This is a genomic window from Bradyrhizobium mercantei (genome assembly GCF_001982635.1).
Classification (GTDB): domain Bacteria; phylum Pseudomonadota; class Alphaproteobacteria; order Rhizobiales; family Xanthobacteraceae; genus Bradyrhizobium; species Bradyrhizobium mercantei.
This window is the reverse complement of sequence record NZ_MKFI01000007.1, coordinates 481,797-498,340: the sequence shown is the minus strand read 5'-3', so window position 1 is coordinate 498,340 and position 16,544 is coordinate 481,797. Positions and strand designations below refer to the sequence as shown.

Here is a 16,544-nt window from a genome sequence, read left to right as displayed (position 1 = left end):
GTTGCAGCGCGGAGCTGTGTGGAAGTCCGCGTCCTGCGGTGTTATGTACCGCAGATGACATCTCTTCTCAGCACGATCATTCTTCCCATCGCCGTCGGCGCCGTCGCACTGGTGCTCCTGCTCGGCCTCATCAACATGATGAAGGGCGGCTCGCCGAACACGTCGCAGAAGCTGATGCGGCTGCGCGTGCTGCTGCAGTTCGTCGCCATCGTCATCGCGATGCTCGCGGTGTGGGCGATGGGGCGATAACAGCGATGCGCAAACCTTAGGAGATCGCGGCCATGGTCGTTCTCAATCGGATCTACACGCGCACCGGCGATGACGGCACCACCGCGCTCGGCTCCGGCGAGCGGCGGCCGAAATACGATCTGCGCGTAGCCGCCTACGGCACCGTCGACGAGACCAATGCCGCGATCGGCGTGGTGCGGCTGCATCTCGCCGACAGCCCCGAGGTCGATGCGATGCTCGGCCGGATCCAGAACGATCTGTTCGATCTCGGCGCCGACCTTGCGGTGCCCGAGCGCGAGGGCAAGGCCGAACGGTTGCGCATGCTGGCAAGCCAGGTCGAGCGGCTCGAGCGCGACATCGACAGCCTGAACGACCAGCTCGCGCCGCTGACCTCGTTCGTGCTGCCCGGCGGGACGGCGGCATCCGCATATCTGCATCTCGCCCGGACGATATGTCGCCGCGCGGAACGGATGATGGTGGAACTCGCCGCCCGGCCCGACGAGCCGGTCAACGCCGCTGGCATTCAGTATATGAACCGCCTGTCGGATTTCCTGTTCGTTGCCAGCCGCTTCCAGAACGATAAGGGGGCGGGAGACGTGTTGTGGGTGCCGGGCCAAAACCGCTAAACTGGTTCAAAACCGGGTGACGGTTTTTTGGCTTTGGCGCGTTGACCGGGGGAAACGGGACCTTTAGGTTCCGCGCCAGCCAACCGAAACCCATAAAATCAAAGCGAAAGAGGATCGATGAAGGTTCTTGTGCCGGTAAAGCGGGTCGTCGACTACAACGTCAAGGTCCGCGTCAAGAGCGACGGGACGGGCGTGGAGCTCGCCAACGTCAAGATGTCGATGAACCCGTTCGACGAAATCGCCGTCGAGGAAGCGCTGCGGCTGAAGGAAGCCGGCAAGGCGACCGAAGTGGTGGTGGTGTCGATCGGACCGGCGCAGGCCTCCGAGACCATCCGCACCGCCCTTGCGATGGGCGCCGACCGCGGCATCCTGGTCAAGGCCGAAGGCAATGTCGAACCGCTCGCGGTCGCCAAGATCCTGAAGGCGGTGGTCGAGGCGGAGCAGCCCGGCCTCGTCATTCTCGGCAAGCAGGCGATCGACGACGATTCGAACCAGACCGGCCAGATGCTGGCCGCGCTGCTCGGCTGGTCGCAGGCGACCTTCGCCTCCAAGCTCGAAGTCGAAGGATCGGACTTCAAGGTCACCCGCGAAGTCGACGGCGGCTTGCAGACCATCAAGCTGAAGGGCCCGGCGATCGTCACCACTGACCTCCGCCTCAACGAGCCGCGCTATGCGTCGCTGCCCAACATCATGAAGGCGAAGAAGAAGCCGATCGACGACAAGAGCGTCGCCGACTACGGCGTCGATGTGACGCCGCGTCTGGAAGTGCTGAAGACCGCGGAACCGGCAGGCCGCAAGGCGGGCGTCAAGGTCAAGGACGTCGCCGAACTCGTGAACAAGCTCAAGACCGAAGCCGGGGTTCTCTGATGACGACGCTGTTGATTGCTGAACACGACCACGAGACCCTGAAGGACTCGACCAACAAGGCGCTGACCGCGGCGAGCCAGCTCGGTGGCGACGTGCATGTGCTGGTTGCCGGTGGCGGCCAGGGCACCAAGGCCGCGGCGGAAGCTGCCGCCAAGCTTGCCGGCGTCAGCAAGGTGCTGGTGGCCGAAGGCCCCGCCTATGAGCACGATCTTGCCGAGCCGCTGGCTGCGCTGATCGTTGCGCTGGCCGGAGGCTACGACGCCTTCGTCGCGCCCGCGACCTCGCGCTTCAAGAACGTGATGCCGCGCGTCGCAGCGCTGCTCGACGTCATGCAGGTCTCCGAGATCATCAAGGTCGTCGCGCCCGACACCTATGAGCGGCCGATCTATGCCGGCAACGCGATCCAGACCGTGAAGTCGAAGGACGCCAAGAAGGTGATCACGGTCCGCACCTCGACCTTCGCCGCTGCCGGTGAAGGCGGCAGCGCGGCAATCGAGAATGCCGCATCGGCTGCCGATCCCGGCCTGTCGACGTTCGTCGGCGAGGAAGTCGCCAAGAGCGACCGTCCGGAACTGACCTCCGCCAAGATCATCGTCTCGGGCGGCCGGGCCATGCAGAGCCGCGAAAACTTCGCCAAGTACATCGAGCCGCTCGCCGACAAGCTCGGCGCCGGCGTCGGCGCCTCGCGCGCCGCGGTCGATGCCGGCTATGCGCCGAACGACTGGCAGGTCGGCCAGACCGGCAAGGTGGTGGCCCCGGAACTCTACGTCGCGGTCGGCATCTCCGGCGCGATCCAGCATCTGGCCGGCATGAAGGACTCCAAGGTGATCGTCGCCATCAACAAGGATGAAGACGCACCGATCTTCCAGGTCGCCGATTACGGCCTGGTCGCCGACCTCTACCAGGCGGTTCCGGAGCTCACCGAGGCGCTCGGCAAGCTCGGAAAGTAAGCGACAAGACACCGGCCGGATGGCTAAACTCCGGCCGGTGTTATGATTTTCGAGGCAATGATCCGGAAACGCTTTTCCGAAAGGATCATGCTCGACAGGGGAAATGGGACCCTTGTGTGATGACCTGTCATCACATCATGGTCCCGGGAAACGTTTTCCGGCGGATTGGGCAACCCGGAAGGCTTCACTTCGGGTATCGTTGGAATTGGGCAGGCGCGACATGCGCGCCGTTCCGGTGGATGACAAGATGACGGTGGCAATCAAAAAGGTCGGCGTGATCGGTTCGGGCCAGATGGGCAATGGCATTGCCCATGTGGCGGCGCTGGCCGGCTACGACGTGGTGCTCAACGACGTGTCCGGCGACCGGCTGAAGTCGGCACTGGCGACCATCAATGGCAATCTGACCCGCCAGGTTGCCAAGAAGGCGATCAGCGAGAGCGAGCGCAAGCAGGCGCTCGACCGCATCACCTCCTCCGAGACGCTCGATGCGCTCGCCGATTGCGATCTCGTGATCGAGACCGCGATCGAAAAGGAAGAGACCAAGCGCAAGATCTTCCACGAAGTCTGCGCGGTGCTGAAGCCGGACGCGATCGTCGCGACCAACTCGTCGTCGATCTCGATCACCAGGCTCGCGGCCTCGACCGACCGCCCGGAGAAATTCATCGGCATTCATTTCATGAATCCGGTGCCGGCGATGGAGCTGGTCGAGTTGATCCGCGGCATCGCCACTGACGACACGACCTTCGACACCGCCAAGGCGTTCGTCGCCAAGCTCGGCAAGCAGGTCGCGGTGTCGGAAGATTTCCCGGCCTTCATCGTCAACCGCATCCTGCTGCCGATGATCAACGAGGCGATCTACACGCTGTATGAAGGGGTCGGCAACGTCGAGGCGATCGACGCCGCGATGAAGCTCGGCGCGCACCATCCGATGGGCCCGCTCGAGCTCGCCGACTTCATCGGCCTCGACACCTGCCTGTCGATCATGCAGGTGCTGCACGAGGGGCTCGCCGACTCCAAGTACCGGCCGTGCCCGCTGCTGGTGAAATACGTCGAGGCCGGCTGGCTCGGACGCAAGTCGCAGCGCGGCTTCTACGACTATCGCGGCGACAAGCCGGTCCCGACCCGGTAATCCCTGCGCGTCAGTTCAGTGCCCGCAGCAGCGTCAGCATCGCGGGCACGAGACCGATGATGACGGTCGCACCCATTCCAAGTCCGAGCAGATGCGCGGTCAGCGCGAGGCGCTGGCGCTGCCTGTGAGGCGTCATTGCAATGCCTCGCAGGCGCGCTTCAACCGCCTGCCGGCCTCCTCGATGGCCGCCGGCGGATTGGCGAAGCTCACCCTGATGTAGGGCGACAGCCCGAGATCCTCGCCGGGGAACACCACCACATCGGCCTCTTCGAGCAGATAGGCCGAGAAGTCGCGGTCGGTCTCGATCACCTTGCCGTCGGGCGCGCGCCTGCCGATCACGCCGGCGCAGCCGACCAGCAGATAGAACGTGCCCTCCGGCGGCGTGCAGGACAGCCCGGCGCATCCGTTCACGAGTTCGGCAAAGCGGTCGCGCCTGGCGCGAAGGATCACGGCGCGCTCGGCCAGCACATCCTGCGCGCCATCGAGTGCAGCCACCGCGGCGGCCTGGCTGATCGACGAGGCGCCTGATGTGGTCTGCGACTGGATTGTGATCATCTCGCGGATCAGCGCCGATGGTCCGGCGGCGTAGCCGATGCGCCATCCCATCATGGCGTAGCTCTTGGCGGGGCCGCTGACGGTCAGCGTCCGCGGCTTCAGGCGCGGCTCGACCGCCGCAAGCGTCGGCGCCGGTGCGCCGCTAAACGCGATGTGCTCGTAGAGCCCGTCGGCAAGCACCCAGATGTCCGGATGCCGCAGGAGGACCGCGGCGATCTCGGAGAGATCCTCACGCGAATACAGCGCACCGGACGGATTGACCGGGTTGTTAACCACGACCCAGCGCGTCCGCGGCGAAATGGTCGCCTGCAAATCTTCGGCGCGCAGCTTGAAGCCGTTGTTCTGCGCGCACGGCACGACCACCGGCGTCCCGCCTGCGAGCCGCACCTGATCGAGATAGGGCGCCCAGTAAGGCGCGGGAATGATCACCTCGTCGCCCGGCGCCAGCGTCGCCAGCAGCGCGTTGAACAGCGCCTGGGTCGAGCCGCTGGTGACGACGATCTCATCCAGCCGATAGTCGAGCCGATGGTCGCGGCGCAGTGCGGCCTGCACCGCTTGCTTCAGCTCCGGCGTGCCGTCGACATCGGTGTAGCGGGTCTCGCCGCGCAGCGCCGCTTGATGCGCCGCCGCGATCACATGCTCCGGTGTCGGAAAATCCAGATTGCCCGACGACAGCTCGATGATGTCGCGCCCGGCGGCGCGCAGTTCGCGGGCGCGGCGGCGCAGCACCGATGCGGGCGATGGCTTGATGCCGCTCATCCGCGGCGAGAGGATCACGGTTGCGCTCATCGGACGTACTGCGCCTCACCGTTGCCGAACGACCAGTTCTCGGGGAGCACCTCGACGAGGTTGATGAAGATGTCTTCAGTGCGCAGGCCGGGGCGTTCCGCCAGGAGCTCGGCGATCCGCCGGTAGAGCTTCTGCTTCTGCGCCACCGGGCGCGTATTGCTGACGGTGATCTGGATGATGACCAGATCATCGCTGCGCCTGATGCCGAGGTAGTCGGCGCCATAGATGAAATCGTCGGCATCGTGCTCGGAGATCGTCATGAAGCGATCGCCCTCCGGCACGTCGAAGGTCTCGCGCATGGCGCGATAAAGGCTCTCGAGAATTGCCTTGCGGTAGGCGGCGGGCTTGCCCCGTCGCAGCGAAACGCGGGTCAGCGGCATGATGGTAGCTCTCCTGGAAGCGGTGGTTGCGTGCAGCCGATCCTAGGGGCTCCTTGATCATTGAAAAACGGTATGATAAAACATTTCAATGATTGCTGATTTAAATGAATGGCGATGAAGGCGCTCGACGTCGAGGCGGTGCAGGCCTTCGTCCTGGTGGCGGATCTCAGCAGCTTCACGCGGGCGGCGCAGGTCATGGAGACCACGCAGTCGGCGGTCAGCCTGAAGATCCGTCGGCTGGAGGACGGGCTCGGCCGGCGGCTCCTGGAGCGAACGCCGCGGCTGGTTCGGCTGTCCGCTGAAGGCGCTGCCTTCCTCGGCGCGGCGCGCAATTTGGTTGCCGCGCATCAATCGGCGATCGGGTCGTTTGCCGTCGAGCATCGCCGATTGGTCGTCGGCATCAGCCACCACATCGTCGGATCGGAGCTGACCGCGCTGTTGCGGAGGATGAACGCCACCGATCCGGGACTGGTGATCCAGCTGCACGTCGATACGTCGCGTTCGGTGCTCAGCGCATTCGACGACGGCAGGCTCGATGCCGCGATCGTGCTGCGCCACGACGCCAAGCGCCGCGACGGCGACGTGCTGTTCGAGGAACCATTCGGCTGGATGGCCGCGCCGGATTTTCACCACCGGCCCGGGGAGCCGTTGCGGCTGGCGACCCAGGCCGAGCCTTGCAGCGTGCGCGCCATGGCGGTCGAGGCTCTCGACGCCGCCGGCATCGCCTGGACCGAGGCGTTCGTCGGTGGCGGACTTTCGACGATCGGAGCCGCGATATCCGCAGGCCTTGCGGTCGCCGCGCTGGCTCGCCGGGTGGCGCCAGCCGATACCGTCGACCTCGGCCCACGGCTCGGCCTGCCGCCCTTGCCGTCCCGTGACGTGATCCTGCACTCGAAGCTGTCGGACGCGCGCACACGGCAGGCGCTGCGCACCCTCGGCGCGGCTTTTGCGGCGAACGCGGCCTGAGCGGCGCCTCAAATGCGTCGGCCTGACGCGGCCATCCGTTACCCAAGCATTAACTTTCGCGCGCTACCCAAGGTCGAACTTGGGAGTACCGCGTATGGACACGATGAGCATGGTCACCAGCATCCTGTCGATGCAGCAGGGCAACCTGCAGGGTGAGATCGCGACCCGCGTGACCAAGCAGAACCTCGACGCGGAAAAGTTCGCGGTTCAGACCCTGCTCGGCACGCCGTCCACGGCGAATTTGTCGCCCGGCATCGGCGACAACCTCAACGCCGTCGCCTGATCAGAACCCGGCCGCGGCCGGCTGTAGCGCCGCCTTCAGCAGCTTGATCGCATCGTCGCTCGCCCATTCGGCGGGACCGGCGATGTTAGCGATCTCGCAGCCTTGGCCGTCGACCAGCACCGAGGTCGGCATGCCCAGCGCCTTGCCTATGTTCTTAAGGTCCTGAAAGACCTTGGCTTTCTGGTCGCTGAAATAATCCAGCCTGGTCAGATTGGCCTCTTTCAGGAAGTTCTTCGGCTTGTCCGGGTCGCGGGTGTCGATGTTGATCGCGACCACCTCGAAATCCTTGCCGCCGAGCTTGGTCTGCAGGCTGTCGAGCGCCGGCATCTCCTTGCGGCAGGGCACGCACCAGGTCGCCCACAGGTTCACCAGCACGGTCTTGCCGCGCCAGTCCGAGAGCTTCTTCGGCTGGCCGTTGGCGTCCTCGAAGGTCAGGTCGGGCAGCCGCAAGGGGGTGGTCGCCATGGTCAGCGCCGCGACCTCGCCGTGGGCGAGCGGGGCGATCTTCTTCGCCAGGCTCACCGCGCTGTTGCAGGCGATATCGCCGCCCGCGGGATGCTTGAGGCCGGAGACCCCGACATAGCCGATCACGGCCCCGGCCAGCACGGCGCCGATCACCAGCGGGATACGCCACTTGGCTGTCGGCTTAGCCGTCGACTTGGCGGTCGGTTCGGATGGGGTCGTCTCGGGCATATCGTTTGTCATCCAGCGTCAGATGTGGCTAAGCAGTGCCGTGAATACGATCGGAACCGCCATGCCGTTTCGCCGCCTTGGCGCGGGAACAGCGGCCTGAAATACAAATTCGTGAGCGAGATGTCATGAGCAACAAGATGTGGGGCGGCCGATTCTCGGAGCGTCCCGACGCGATCATGGAGGAAATCAACGTCTCCATCGACGTCGACCGGCACCTTTATGCCCAGGACATTGCCGCGTCCAAGGCCCACGCCGCGATGCTCGCCGCGCAAGGCATCATCACGTCAGCTGATGCGAAAAATATCGGCAAAGGTCTAGACACGATTTTGTCAGAGATCGGCAAGGGCGATTTCGACTTCAAGCGCGCGCTCGAGGACATCCATATGAATGTCGAATCGCGGCTGTCCGAGCTGATCGGGCCCGCCGCGGGCCGGCTGCATACCGCGCGCTCGCGCAACGACCAGGTCGCGACCGATTTCCGGCTCTATGTCCGCGACACCATCGATGAGACCGAGGCGGCGCTGGCCGCGTTCCAGCAGGCGCTGGTCACCCGCGCGCTGGAGCACGCCGGAACCGTGATGCCGGGCTTCACCCATCTGCAGACCGCGCAGCCCGTCACCTTCGGCCATCATCTGCTGGCCTATGTCGAGATGGCCGGCCGCGACCGCGGCCGGTTTGCCGATGCGCGCAAGCGGCTCAACGAATCGCCGCTGGGCGCCGCCGCGCTCGCCGGCACCTCGTTTCCGATCGACCGCGCGGCGACGGCGAAAGCGCTCGGCTTCGACCGCCCGATGGCCAATTCGCTCGACGCGGTATCCGACCGCGATTTCGTGCTCGAGACGCTGTCGGCGGCGGCGATCTGCGCAGTGCACATGTCGCGCTTCGCCGAGGAGATCGTGATCTGGACCTCGCCGCTGGTCGGTCTCGTCAAGCTCAGCGACAAGTTCACCACCGGCTCGTCGATCATGCCGCAGAAGCGCAACCCGGACGCCGCCGAGCTGGTGCGTGCCAAGACCGGCCGCGTGATCGGTGCGCTCACGGCGCTGCTGATCGTGATGAAGGGCCTGCCACTCGCCTATCAAAAGGACATGCAGGAGGACAAGCAGGGCGCGATGGAGGCCTTCGAGGCGCTGTCGCTCGCGATCCGCGCCATGACCGGCATGGTCGAGGACCTGGTGCCTGATGAGGCGAAGATGAAGGCCGCCGCCGGCGAGGGCTATGCCACCGCGACCGACCTTGCCGACTGGCTGGTGCGCACCCTGAAAATGCCGTTCCGCGACGCCCACCACGTGACCGGCCGCATCGTCGGGCTGGCCTCGAAGCAGGGCGTGGCGCTGCACGAACTCCCTCTGAAGGCCATGCAGGAGGTCGAGCCGAAGATTACCGCGGAGGCGCTGAAGGTGCTCAGCGTCGAATCCTCGGTGAAGAGCCGGACCTCGTTTGGCGGCACGGCGCCGAAGAATGTGATGGCGCAGGCCAAAGCCTGGGCCAAGCGGCTGGAAAAAGAGCGAAAATTGGGCTGAACCGGAAAATTTGGCCGTGATTTCTCAGCGCTCCGCCTCTCGCCAGAGCACGCCAATGTTTGTATGGTGCCGCCCGAATTGGGGAATTTCGTCGTGATTAGCAAGAACCGCCTGACCCCCTCGGGATGGGCCATCATTGTGCTGAGCGCTGCAACGCTTGCGCTCGGCGGCTGCGGCCGCAAGGGACCGCTCGACCTGCCGCCGACCGCCAACGCGGCGCCGGGCGCGGCACCGACCGACACCGAGAGCGAGCGGGCGGCACAGCCCAGCGTGTTCAACCCGACCTATGGCTCGGATGCGGCGCCGGCCGCGCCGCGCGGCAATAAACGGCCCTTCATCCTCGATCCGCTGCTCGGCAATTAATATCTAAACGCGTGTCATGAACCATTTCGACTATCGCAACGGCGTGCTGCATGCCGAGGCGGTCAATCTCATTGAACTGGCGGAAGCCGTCGGCACGCCGTTCTATTGCTATTCGACCGCGACGCTGGAGCGCCACTACCGCGTCTTCACCGAGGCTTTCGCGGGCGAAAAGGCGCTGGTCTGCTACGCCATGAAGGCGAACTCCAACCAGTCGGTGCTCCGCACGCTGGCCAAGCTCGGCGCCGGCGCCGACGTGGTGTCGGGCGGCGAATTGAAGCGGGCGCTGGCGGCCGGCATTCCGCCGTCGAAGATCGTGTTCTCCGGCGTCGGCAAGACCGAGGGCGAGCTGCGCGCCGCACTCGCCACCGACATCCTCTGCATCAACATCGAGTCCGAGCCGGAGCTCGAGATGCTGTCGCGCCTCGCCGTCGAGATGAAGAAGACGGCGCGCATCTCGGTGCGGGTCAATCCCGACGTCGATGCCGGCACCCACGCCAAGATTTCGACCGGCAAGTCGGAGAACAAGTTCGGCATCCCGATCGCCCGCGCCCGCGAGGTCTATGCCCGCGCCGCGAAGCTGCCCGGCATCAAGGTCACCGGCACCGACGTGCATATCGGCAGCCAGATCACCGATCTCGGCCCGCTGGAGGCCGCCTTCCGCCTGCTCGCCGAATTCGTGCAGACGTTGCGCGCCGACGGCCACGACATCTCGCACGTCGATTTCGGCGGCGGGCTCGGCATTCCCTATTACATGGACCGCGCCGCGCCGCCGGAACCGGCTGCCTATGCCGCGATGGTCAAGCGCGTCACGCATAATCTCGGCTGCACGCTGATGTTCGAGCCGGGCCGCATGATCGTCGGCAATGCCGGCATCCTCGTTGCCCGCGTGATCCATGTGAAGCCGGGCGACGCCAAGAACTTCGTCATCATCGATGCTGCGATGAACGATTTGATCCGGCCGACGCTCTATGAAGCGCATCACGACATCCTGCCGGTGCGTCAGCCGGCAGCGGGCACGCCGACCATGGTCGCCGACGTGGTCGGGCCGGTCTGCGAGACCGGCGACTATCTCGCGCTCGACCGCGCGCTGCCGCAGCCGAAGGCCGGCGATCTCTTGGCGATCATGACCGCCGGCGCCTATGGCGCGGTGCAGTCCGGCACCTACAACACCCGGCCTCTGGTGCCGGAGGTGCTGGTCAAGGACGACCAGTACGCGATCGTGCGCCCGCGCATCGACGTCGACGCGCTGATCGCGATGGACAAGCCCGCGCCGTGGCTGTGAAGGCCGGGATCGCGCCTCACTAGCAGTGTCGTCCCTGCGAAAGCAGGGACCCATAACCACCGCCCTTGATTGTTATACTGAGCTGGGGCCCCAGCTCAGCTAAACCACGAAATCCTGTGGTTATGGGTCCGGGTCGCGCTTGCGCTTGCCCGGGACGACGGCGTTTATTGTATCGACAGCCCTACTTCGCCGCGTGACTGCCGCCCTTGGCCCCACCCACGATGACGCCCGCGGCCTTCTCGATCGGCTTGATCGCCGCGGTGAAATCCGACTCCGGTCCCTCATCGCGGATGATGACTTCCCAGAGCCGGCCGACCGCCTCGGCGACTTCCATCGACAGCCCGAGCGAGCGCATTTCCTCGACTGCAAGCCGGACGTCCTTTACCATCAACCCGGTGGCGAAGCCGAAGTCGAAGCTGCGCGGCAGGACCGAGCGCGGGAACTTGTCGCGGCTCGCGGTGTTCAGCCCGGAGCCCGCATTGATGACGTCGATCATCACGGCCGGATCGAGCCCGGACTTCACGCCCATCACCACGGCCTCCGACGTTGCGACCATCGCGGTCGCCGACAGGAAGTTGTTGGCGAGCTTCATGGTCTGGCCGGAGCCCGGCTTGGTGCCGATGAAGAACACCTTGCCGATCACGTCGAGCGCGGATTTCACCGGCTCGAAATCGGCGCGCGGGCCCGACACCATCACCGCCAGCGTGCCCTTCTCGGCGCCGGAGACGCCGCCGGAGACCGGGCTGTCGATCTGCACGATGTTCTTCTTGGCCAGCAGATCGTGGATCTTCACCGCCATCTGCGAGCCGACGGTGGAGAGATCGATGAAGCGCTTGACGCACGTGCCCTCGATCACGCCGCCGCTGCCGGTTGCGACCTCGAGCGAGGCCTGCAGCGAGGGCAGGCTCGCCATCACGGTCTCGACGCGGTCGGCGATGTCCTTCGGCGAGGTTGCTGCCTGCGCGCCGAGCGCAACCATCCGGTCGAGCGCGTCCTTGCTGGTGTCGAACACGGTGAGCTTGTGGCCGGCCTCGATCAGCCGGCGCGCCATCGGGAAGCCCATCTTCCCGAGGCCGATGAATCCGATTTCCATGGGTCGTTTCCTTTTCTTCGTTATGCGCGAAGCCCCGCGCCCCACATTCGATGTCGTCCTGGCGAAAGCCAGGACCCATAACCACCGCTCTTCGTCATTGTGCGAAGCTGGGGCTCCAGCATCTCTAACCACGAAGGCCTGTGGTTATGGGTCCCTGCTTTCGCAGGGACGACGGTTGGATACGCTTTGCTTCGTTCACGCCTTGTCGAGTTCGGCGAACACCTCGCGCGCGATGCGGAAGCTGTCGACGCCGGCCGGGATGCCGGCATAGATCGAGACCTGCATGAAGATCTCGCGGATCTCGTCGCGCGAGACGCCGTTGGTCAGCGCGCCCTTGATGTGCGCCTTCAATTCGTGCGGCCGGTTCAGGATCGAGATCATGGCGAGGTTGAGCATGCTGCGGGTCTTGCGCGGCAGCTCCTCGCGGCCCCAGACCGCACCCCAGCAATATTCCGTGACGAGTTCCTGGAACGGCTTGTTGAAGCTGTCCGAATTCTTCAGCGCATTGTTGACATAGGCCTCGCCGAGCACCGCTTTGCGGATTTCGAGCCCCTTGTCGTGCGTCTTCTGGTCCATATTTTTCCTCATGCGTTAGGACGATGGTTCGCCGGGACGTTACGGGGTCGAACCGCCGCAGTCACGCCTTCGTGTTATGCGAATTTCCCGGTGTGGGTTACGCCCCGGAACGGGTGCCTCAAAGCCGCCGCTGTGCTAGGCTGACCTGCCGGCTACCCCGGAGATTTGATTGAGCGGAGCCAACATCGACCCGACTGACAACCCGTCAAGCGCCGTCCGCGACAGCGATGCGATCGCGCGGCTGAAACTGACCGAGGCTTTGCAGCGAGCAAAATTTGCGATTGCGTGGGAACGGGCGTGGCCGCATCTGGCGCGGTTCCTGACGGTCGTGGGTCTGTTCCTGGTCGCGTCCTGGGCCGGGCTGTGGCTCGTGCTGCCGTTTGTCGCACGCGTGGCCGGCGCCGGCCTGTTCGGTCTTGCCGCGCTCGCGGCGCTGTCGCCGCTGGTGCGCTTCCGCTGGCCGAGCCGCGAGGAGGGGCTGAGCCGGCTCGACCGCGGCGCCGGCATCCGCCATCGCCCGGCGACCACGCTCTCCGATACGCTCACCAATAAGGATCCGTTCGCGCTGGCGCTGTGGCAGGCGCAGCGCGAGCGCACGCTGGCCTCGATCAAGCGCATCCGCGCCGGGCTGCCGCGGCCGCGCGTCTCGCTGCACGATCCCTGGGCGCTGCGGGCGCTCGTCATCGTGATGCTGGTCGCGACCTATGTTGCCGCCGGCGACGAGCGCGGCCTGCGCGTCGCCTCGGCGTTCGACTGGAACGGCATCATGGCGCCGGCCAATGTCAGGGTCGACGCCTGGGTGACGCCGCCGAACTACACCGCCAAGCCGCCGATCATCCTGTCGAATGCCAACAAGGACGCCAACGCGGCCGACACCACCCCGCTCGCGGTTCCGGCCGGCAGCACGCTCCTGGTGCGCTCCAGCGGCGGCACCATCGACGTCGTGGTCGGTGGCGGCGTCGCCGAGGTCGCGCCGGAGGGCCAGGCGCCCAAGGGCACCAATGAGAGGCATTTCAAGATCACCGGCGACGGCACCGCGCATGTCCGCGCGCCGGCCGGCCAGCCGCAGTGGAAATTCACCGCGACGCCGGACCGTCCGCCGTCGATCGCGCTCGCCAAGGATCCGGAGCGGCAGGCGCGCGGCGCCTTGCAGATGTCCTACCGGCTCGAGGACGATTACGGCGTGACCGAAGCGCGCGCGCAGTTCTCGGCGCGGCCCGCCGATGCGCCGGCTGACGGCAAGAAGGAAGCCGACGGCAAGGCGGCGCCGCCGCGTCCGCTGTTCGAGCCGCCGCAATTCGCGCTGGTGTTGCCGAACGCGCGCACCCGCAACGGCGTCGGCCAGACCGTCAAGGATCTCAGTGAGGATCCTTATGCCGGCGCCGACGTGACGCTGACGCTGACCGCCAAGGACGAGGCCGGTAATGAGGGCAAGAGCGAGCCGTTCAACATGCGGCTGCCGGAGCGGCTGTTCACCAAGCCGCTGGCGCGCGCGCTGATCGAGCAGCGCCGCATCCTGGCGCTCGATGCCAACCAGAACGGCCAGGTGTTCGCCGCGCTCGAGGCGCTGATGATCGCGCCCGAGATGTTCATGCCGGAGACCGGCTACTATCTCGGCCTCCACACCGTGAGCCGCCAGCTCGAGGCGGCGCGCACCGACGACCAGCTGCGCGAGGTCGTCGCCAGCCTGTGGGCGCTCGCCGTCACCATCGAGGACGGCAACATCAGCGACGTCGACAAGGCGCTGCGCGCGGCGCAGGACGCGCTCAAGCAGGCGCTGGAGCGCGGCGCGACCGACGAGGAGATCAAGAAGCTCACCGACAATCTGCGCGCCGCGCTGGACAATTTCCTGCGTCAGATGGTCGAACAGTTCCGCAACAATCCGCAGCAGCTCGCCCGGCCGCTCGATCCCAATGCCAAGGTGCTGAGCCAGCAGGATCTCAAGAACATGCTCGATCGCATGGAGCGGCTGTCGCGCTCCGGCGACAAGGATGCGGCGCGGCAGTTGCTGGAACAGATGCAGCAGATGCTGGAAAACCTGCAGATGGCGCAGCCCAATCAGGGCGACGACGACATGCAGCAGTCGCTCAACGAGCTCGGCGACATGATCCGCAAGCAGCAGCAGTTGCGCGACAAGACCTTCAAGCAGGGTCAGGATTCCCGCCGCGACCGCATGCGCGGCAAGCAGGGCGACCAGTCGATGGGCGACCTGCAGCAGGATCAGCAGGCGCTGCGCGACCGTCTGAAGAAGCTGCAGGAGGAGCTTGCCAAGCGCGGCATGGGGCCGGAGCAGCGCGGCCAGAAGGGCCAGGGCCAGAAGGGTGACCAGGCCCAGCAGGGCGACCAGGGCGATGATGACGGCGACGGGCTCGACCAGGCCGATTCCGCGATGGGCGATGCGTCCGGGCGGCTCGGCGAGGGCAATGCCGACGGCGCGGTGGATTCGCAGGGCCGTGCGCTGGATGCATTGCGCAAGGGCGCCCAGAGCCTTGCGGATGCGATGCAGCAGGGCGACGGCGACCAGCCGGGCGATGGCCCCGGCAACCGCGCCGGCCGCCAGCAGAGCGGCGGCAACCAGACCGATCCGCTCGGCCGGCCGTTGCATGGCCGTGAATTCGGCGACGACTACACCGTGAAGATCCCCGGCGAGATCGACGTCCAGCGCGTCCGCCGCATCCTCGAAGAGCTGCGCCGCCGCCTCGCCGATCCGTCACGGCCGCAGATCGAACTCGACTACATCGAGCGGCTGCTGAAGGATTATTGAGCCCGCTTCCACTGTCATCGCCCGGCTCGACCGGGCGATCCAGTATTCCAGAGACAGTAGTGCTTGAATCGAAAGGCCGCGGCGTACTGGATACCCCGCATGCGCGGGGTATGACACCGAGTGTGTGTTTGACTACTGCGCCTTCCGCGCCGCCAGCGCATCCGCAACCGCAGTGCGGATATCGGCCACCGAAAACGGCTTGGTCACCACGTCATGCACGATCGCCTCGAGGCCGGAGGCGCGCTCGCGCTGGTGGGCGAAGCCGGTCATCAGCAGGATCTTCAGCGCGGGGAAGTCGCGCGCCGCGGTCAGCGCCAGCGCGATGCCGTCCATGACGGGCATCTGGATGTCGGTGAGCAGCAGGTCGAACGCGCCTTCGTCGCGGGTCAAAACCTCCAGCGCCTCGGCGCCGTCCTGCGCGGTCACGGTCTCGTGGCCGTCCATGGCGATGGCGCGCGCCACCAGCGAGCGCATCGAGTCTTCGTCGTCGGCGATCAGAACACGCGTCATGGTGAGTGTTGGTTCCGTAAGGTGTTGGCCGGCAGCCTCACGCGCGGCCGCCGATGAGGTCGCGGCCGCCGATGAGGTCACGCTTGTTGAAGAAGCGTACGTCGATATTGCGGCCTTCAGGCGGCGGCGAGGCGAGGCGTGACTTGAAGAAGGCGCGCTCGCCGGGATTGAGCACCGGCTGCTCCAGCACCGCATTCCAGGCATAGATCTCTGCGCCCTGCGCGTCGCGCACCGAGAAGCGCAGCCGCGGCAACTCGACCGGCTTCCTGGTCTGGCCGACGATCACGCCCTCGATCACCAGCACCGGCTTGCCGTCGACGGTCTCGTTGGTGATCTTGAGATCCTTGAAGGCGAGGCCGCGCAGGTTCACGTCGAGCCCGACCATCTTGTAGAACAGCGCGGTCTGCGGCAGCAGCCGCACCACGTCGTTGCGCCAGACGAACAGCGCGATGATCAGCGCGGCCATCGCGCCGCAGGTGGTCGGCAGGGCGCCGATCACGGGCATGAACGGAAGCCGGGGCAGGGCAGGCAGGCGGAACAGGCGGGGAAGCTTCGGCAGGCGGAATCGGCGCTTTCCGGCCGCATCCTGGCCGTCGGCATGGGCCGCGGCATCCGCCTCGGCCACCGCGGGCCACGCGGTGGCGGTATCCCCTTCGCTGGGCAAATCGGCGGAAATCGAGGGGCTTTCGACCACCGGGGTCGCGTCAGCCTCTTCCTGGCCCATCGCCTCCCATTCGGCCGCCAGATCGGAGCCGGCGGATTGGTAGGCCAAGGTGGGAGCCACGGCTCCGATTGCGTCCTCCGGGCGGGCCAGCCAGACTTCCCGGCAGCGGGAACAACGGACGGTACGTCCGGCCTCCCCCAGGGTGGCCGGATTGATGGCGTAGGATGTTGTACAATGCGGGCAAACAATATGCATGGAGCCGAATCTCCACCGTGTGGATGCCCGGATGCTACTTAGCGACCG

19 protein-coding genes are annotated in these 16,544 nt (G+C 66.0%); 11 read left to right on the top strand and 8 right to left on the bottom strand.

Annotated features, from left to right (window positions below):
* The first annotated feature begins 54 nt into the window (after positions 1–54).
* From BI327_RS32190 to BI327_RS32170, 5 genes are all read left to right on the top strand, one after another.
* Positions 55–249, top strand: a complete 195-nt coding sequence (locus BI327_RS32190) for a twin transmembrane helix small protein (protein WP_028340366.1) — start codon at positions 55–57, stop codon at positions 247–249.
* Positions 250–281: 32 nt separating this feature from the next.
* On the top strand, positions 282–854 hold the full coding sequence (locus tag BI327_RS32185) for a cob(I)yrinic acid a,c-diamide adenosyltransferase (protein WP_076865323.1): 573 nt from the start codon (positions 282–284) through the stop codon (positions 852–854).
* 117 nt (positions 855–971) lie between these two features.
* Positions 972–1,721, top strand: coding sequence for an electron transfer flavoprotein subunit beta/FixA family protein (locus BI327_RS32180; RefSeq protein WP_021079449.1), 750 nt, complete (start codon positions 972–974; stop codon positions 1,719–1,721).
* Entirely contained in the window at positions 1,721–2,671 is a 951-nt protein-coding gene (locus BI327_RS32175) for an electron transfer flavoprotein subunit alpha/FixB family protein (RefSeq protein ID WP_076865321.1), read from the top strand. Before BI327_RS32180 ends, BI327_RS32175 begins: the two co-directional genes overlap by 1 nt.
* A 247-nt stretch (positions 2,672–2,918) precedes the next feature.
* Positions 2,919–3,800: a 3-hydroxybutyryl-CoA dehydrogenase gene (locus BI327_RS32170; RefSeq protein ID WP_076865514.1), complete on the top strand. Its 882-nt coding sequence runs from the start codon at positions 2,919–2,921 to the stop codon at positions 3,798–3,800.
* 10 nt (positions 3,801–3,810) lie between these two features.
* On the opposite strand, the gene BI327_RS43600 is transcribed toward BI327_RS32170, so the two are convergent.
* The 3 genes from BI327_RS43600 to BI327_RS32160 are packed head-to-tail and all read right to left on the bottom strand — an operon-like array spanning position 3,811 to position 5,524.
* Positions 3,811–3,936: a hypothetical protein gene (locus tag BI327_RS43600; RefSeq protein WP_283807825.1), complete on the bottom strand. Its 126-nt coding sequence runs from the start codon at positions 3,934–3,936 to the stop codon at positions 3,811–3,813.
* Positions 3,933–5,144: an aminotransferase class I/II-fold pyridoxal phosphate-dependent enzyme gene (locus tag BI327_RS32165; RefSeq protein ID WP_076865319.1), complete on the bottom strand. Its 1,212-nt coding sequence runs from the start codon at positions 5,142–5,144 to the stop codon at positions 3,933–3,935. Before BI327_RS32165 ends, BI327_RS43600 begins: the two co-directional genes overlap by 4 nt.
* The gene (locus BI327_RS32160) at positions 5,141–5,524 is read right to left on the bottom strand and encodes a tautomerase family protein (protein ID WP_076865317.1); all 384 of its coding nucleotides are present in this window, start codon (positions 5,522–5,524) and stop codon (positions 5,141–5,143) included. The genes BI327_RS32165 and BI327_RS32160 overlap by 4 nt, the downstream gene beginning before the upstream one ends.
* Positions 5,525–5,632: 108 nt before the next feature.
* Between BI327_RS32160 and BI327_RS32155 the strand changes: the two genes are divergently transcribed.
* Complete coding sequence (locus BI327_RS32155) at positions 5,633–6,490, top strand: LysR substrate-binding domain-containing protein (RefSeq protein ID WP_083742283.1); 858 nt, start codon at positions 5,633–5,635, stop codon at positions 6,488–6,490.
* 94 nt (positions 6,491–6,584) lie between these two features.
* Positions 6,585–6,773, top strand: coding sequence for a putative motility protein (locus tag BI327_RS32150; RefSeq protein ID WP_076865315.1), 189 nt, complete (start codon positions 6,585–6,587; stop codon positions 6,771–6,773).
* Here BI327_RS32150 and tlpA read toward each other — a convergent pair whose 3' ends face one another.
* Positions 6,774–7,466 carry a thiol:disulfide interchange protein TlpA gene (gene tlpA / locus BI327_RS32145; RefSeq protein WP_089025655.1) on the bottom strand — a complete coding sequence of 231 codons (693 nt, stop codon included), beginning with the start codon at positions 7,464–7,466 and terminating at the stop codon, positions 6,774–6,776.
* Between the two features lie 125 nt (positions 7,467–7,591).
* Between tlpA and argH the strand changes: the two genes are divergently transcribed.
* From argH to lysA, 3 genes are all read left to right on the top strand, one after another.
* Positions 7,592–8,989, top strand: a complete 1,398-nt coding sequence (argH, locus tag BI327_RS32140; RefSeq protein WP_076865312.1) for an argininosuccinate lyase — start codon at positions 7,592–7,594, stop codon at positions 8,987–8,989.
* Positions 8,990–9,082: 93 nt separating this feature from the next.
* Positions 9,083–9,352, top strand: a complete 270-nt coding sequence (gene lptM / locus BI327_RS32135; protein WP_076865512.1) for an LPS translocon maturation chaperone LptM — start codon at positions 9,083–9,085, stop codon at positions 9,350–9,352.
* 16 nt (positions 9,353–9,368) lie between these two features.
* On the top strand, positions 9,369–10,634 hold the full coding sequence (lysA, locus tag BI327_RS32130; RefSeq protein WP_076865310.1) for a diaminopimelate decarboxylase: 1,266 nt from the start codon (positions 9,369–9,371) through the stop codon (positions 10,632–10,634).
* Between the two features lie 181 nt (positions 10,635–10,815).
* Here lysA and BI327_RS32125 read toward each other — a convergent pair whose 3' ends face one another.
* Both BI327_RS32125 and BI327_RS32120 read right to left on the bottom strand, forming a co-directional pair.
* Entirely contained in the window at positions 10,816–11,727 is a 912-nt protein-coding gene (locus BI327_RS32125; RefSeq protein WP_076865308.1) for an NAD(P)-dependent oxidoreductase, read from the bottom strand.
* A 195-nt stretch (positions 11,728–11,922) separates the two neighbouring features.
* Positions 11,923–12,303, bottom strand: a complete 381-nt coding sequence (locus BI327_RS32120; protein WP_050629459.1) for a carboxymuconolactone decarboxylase family protein — start codon at positions 12,301–12,303, stop codon at positions 11,923–11,925.
* A gap of 169 nt (positions 12,304–12,472) precedes the next feature.
* On the opposite strand from BI327_RS32120, the gene BI327_RS32115 reads away from it, so the two are divergent.
* Complete coding sequence (locus tag BI327_RS32115; RefSeq protein WP_076865306.1) at positions 12,473–15,067, top strand: TIGR02302 family protein; 2,595 nt, start codon at positions 12,473–12,475, stop codon at positions 15,065–15,067.
* A 132-nt stretch (positions 15,068–15,199) separates the two neighbouring features.
* On the opposite strand, the gene BI327_RS32110 is transcribed toward BI327_RS32115, so the two are convergent.
* Together BI327_RS32110 and BI327_RS32105 are read right to left on the bottom strand one after the other, a co-directional pair.
* Positions 15,200–15,577, bottom strand: a complete 378-nt coding sequence (locus BI327_RS32110) for a response regulator (protein ID WP_076865304.1) — start codon at positions 15,575–15,577, stop codon at positions 15,200–15,202.
* A gap of 37 nt (positions 15,578–15,614) precedes the next feature.
* Positions 15,615–16,496, bottom strand: a complete 882-nt coding sequence (locus tag BI327_RS32105) for an MJ0042-type zinc finger domain-containing protein (protein ID WP_076865302.1) — start codon at positions 16,494–16,496, stop codon at positions 15,615–15,617.
* Between the last annotated feature and the right edge of the window lie 48 nt (positions 16,497–16,544).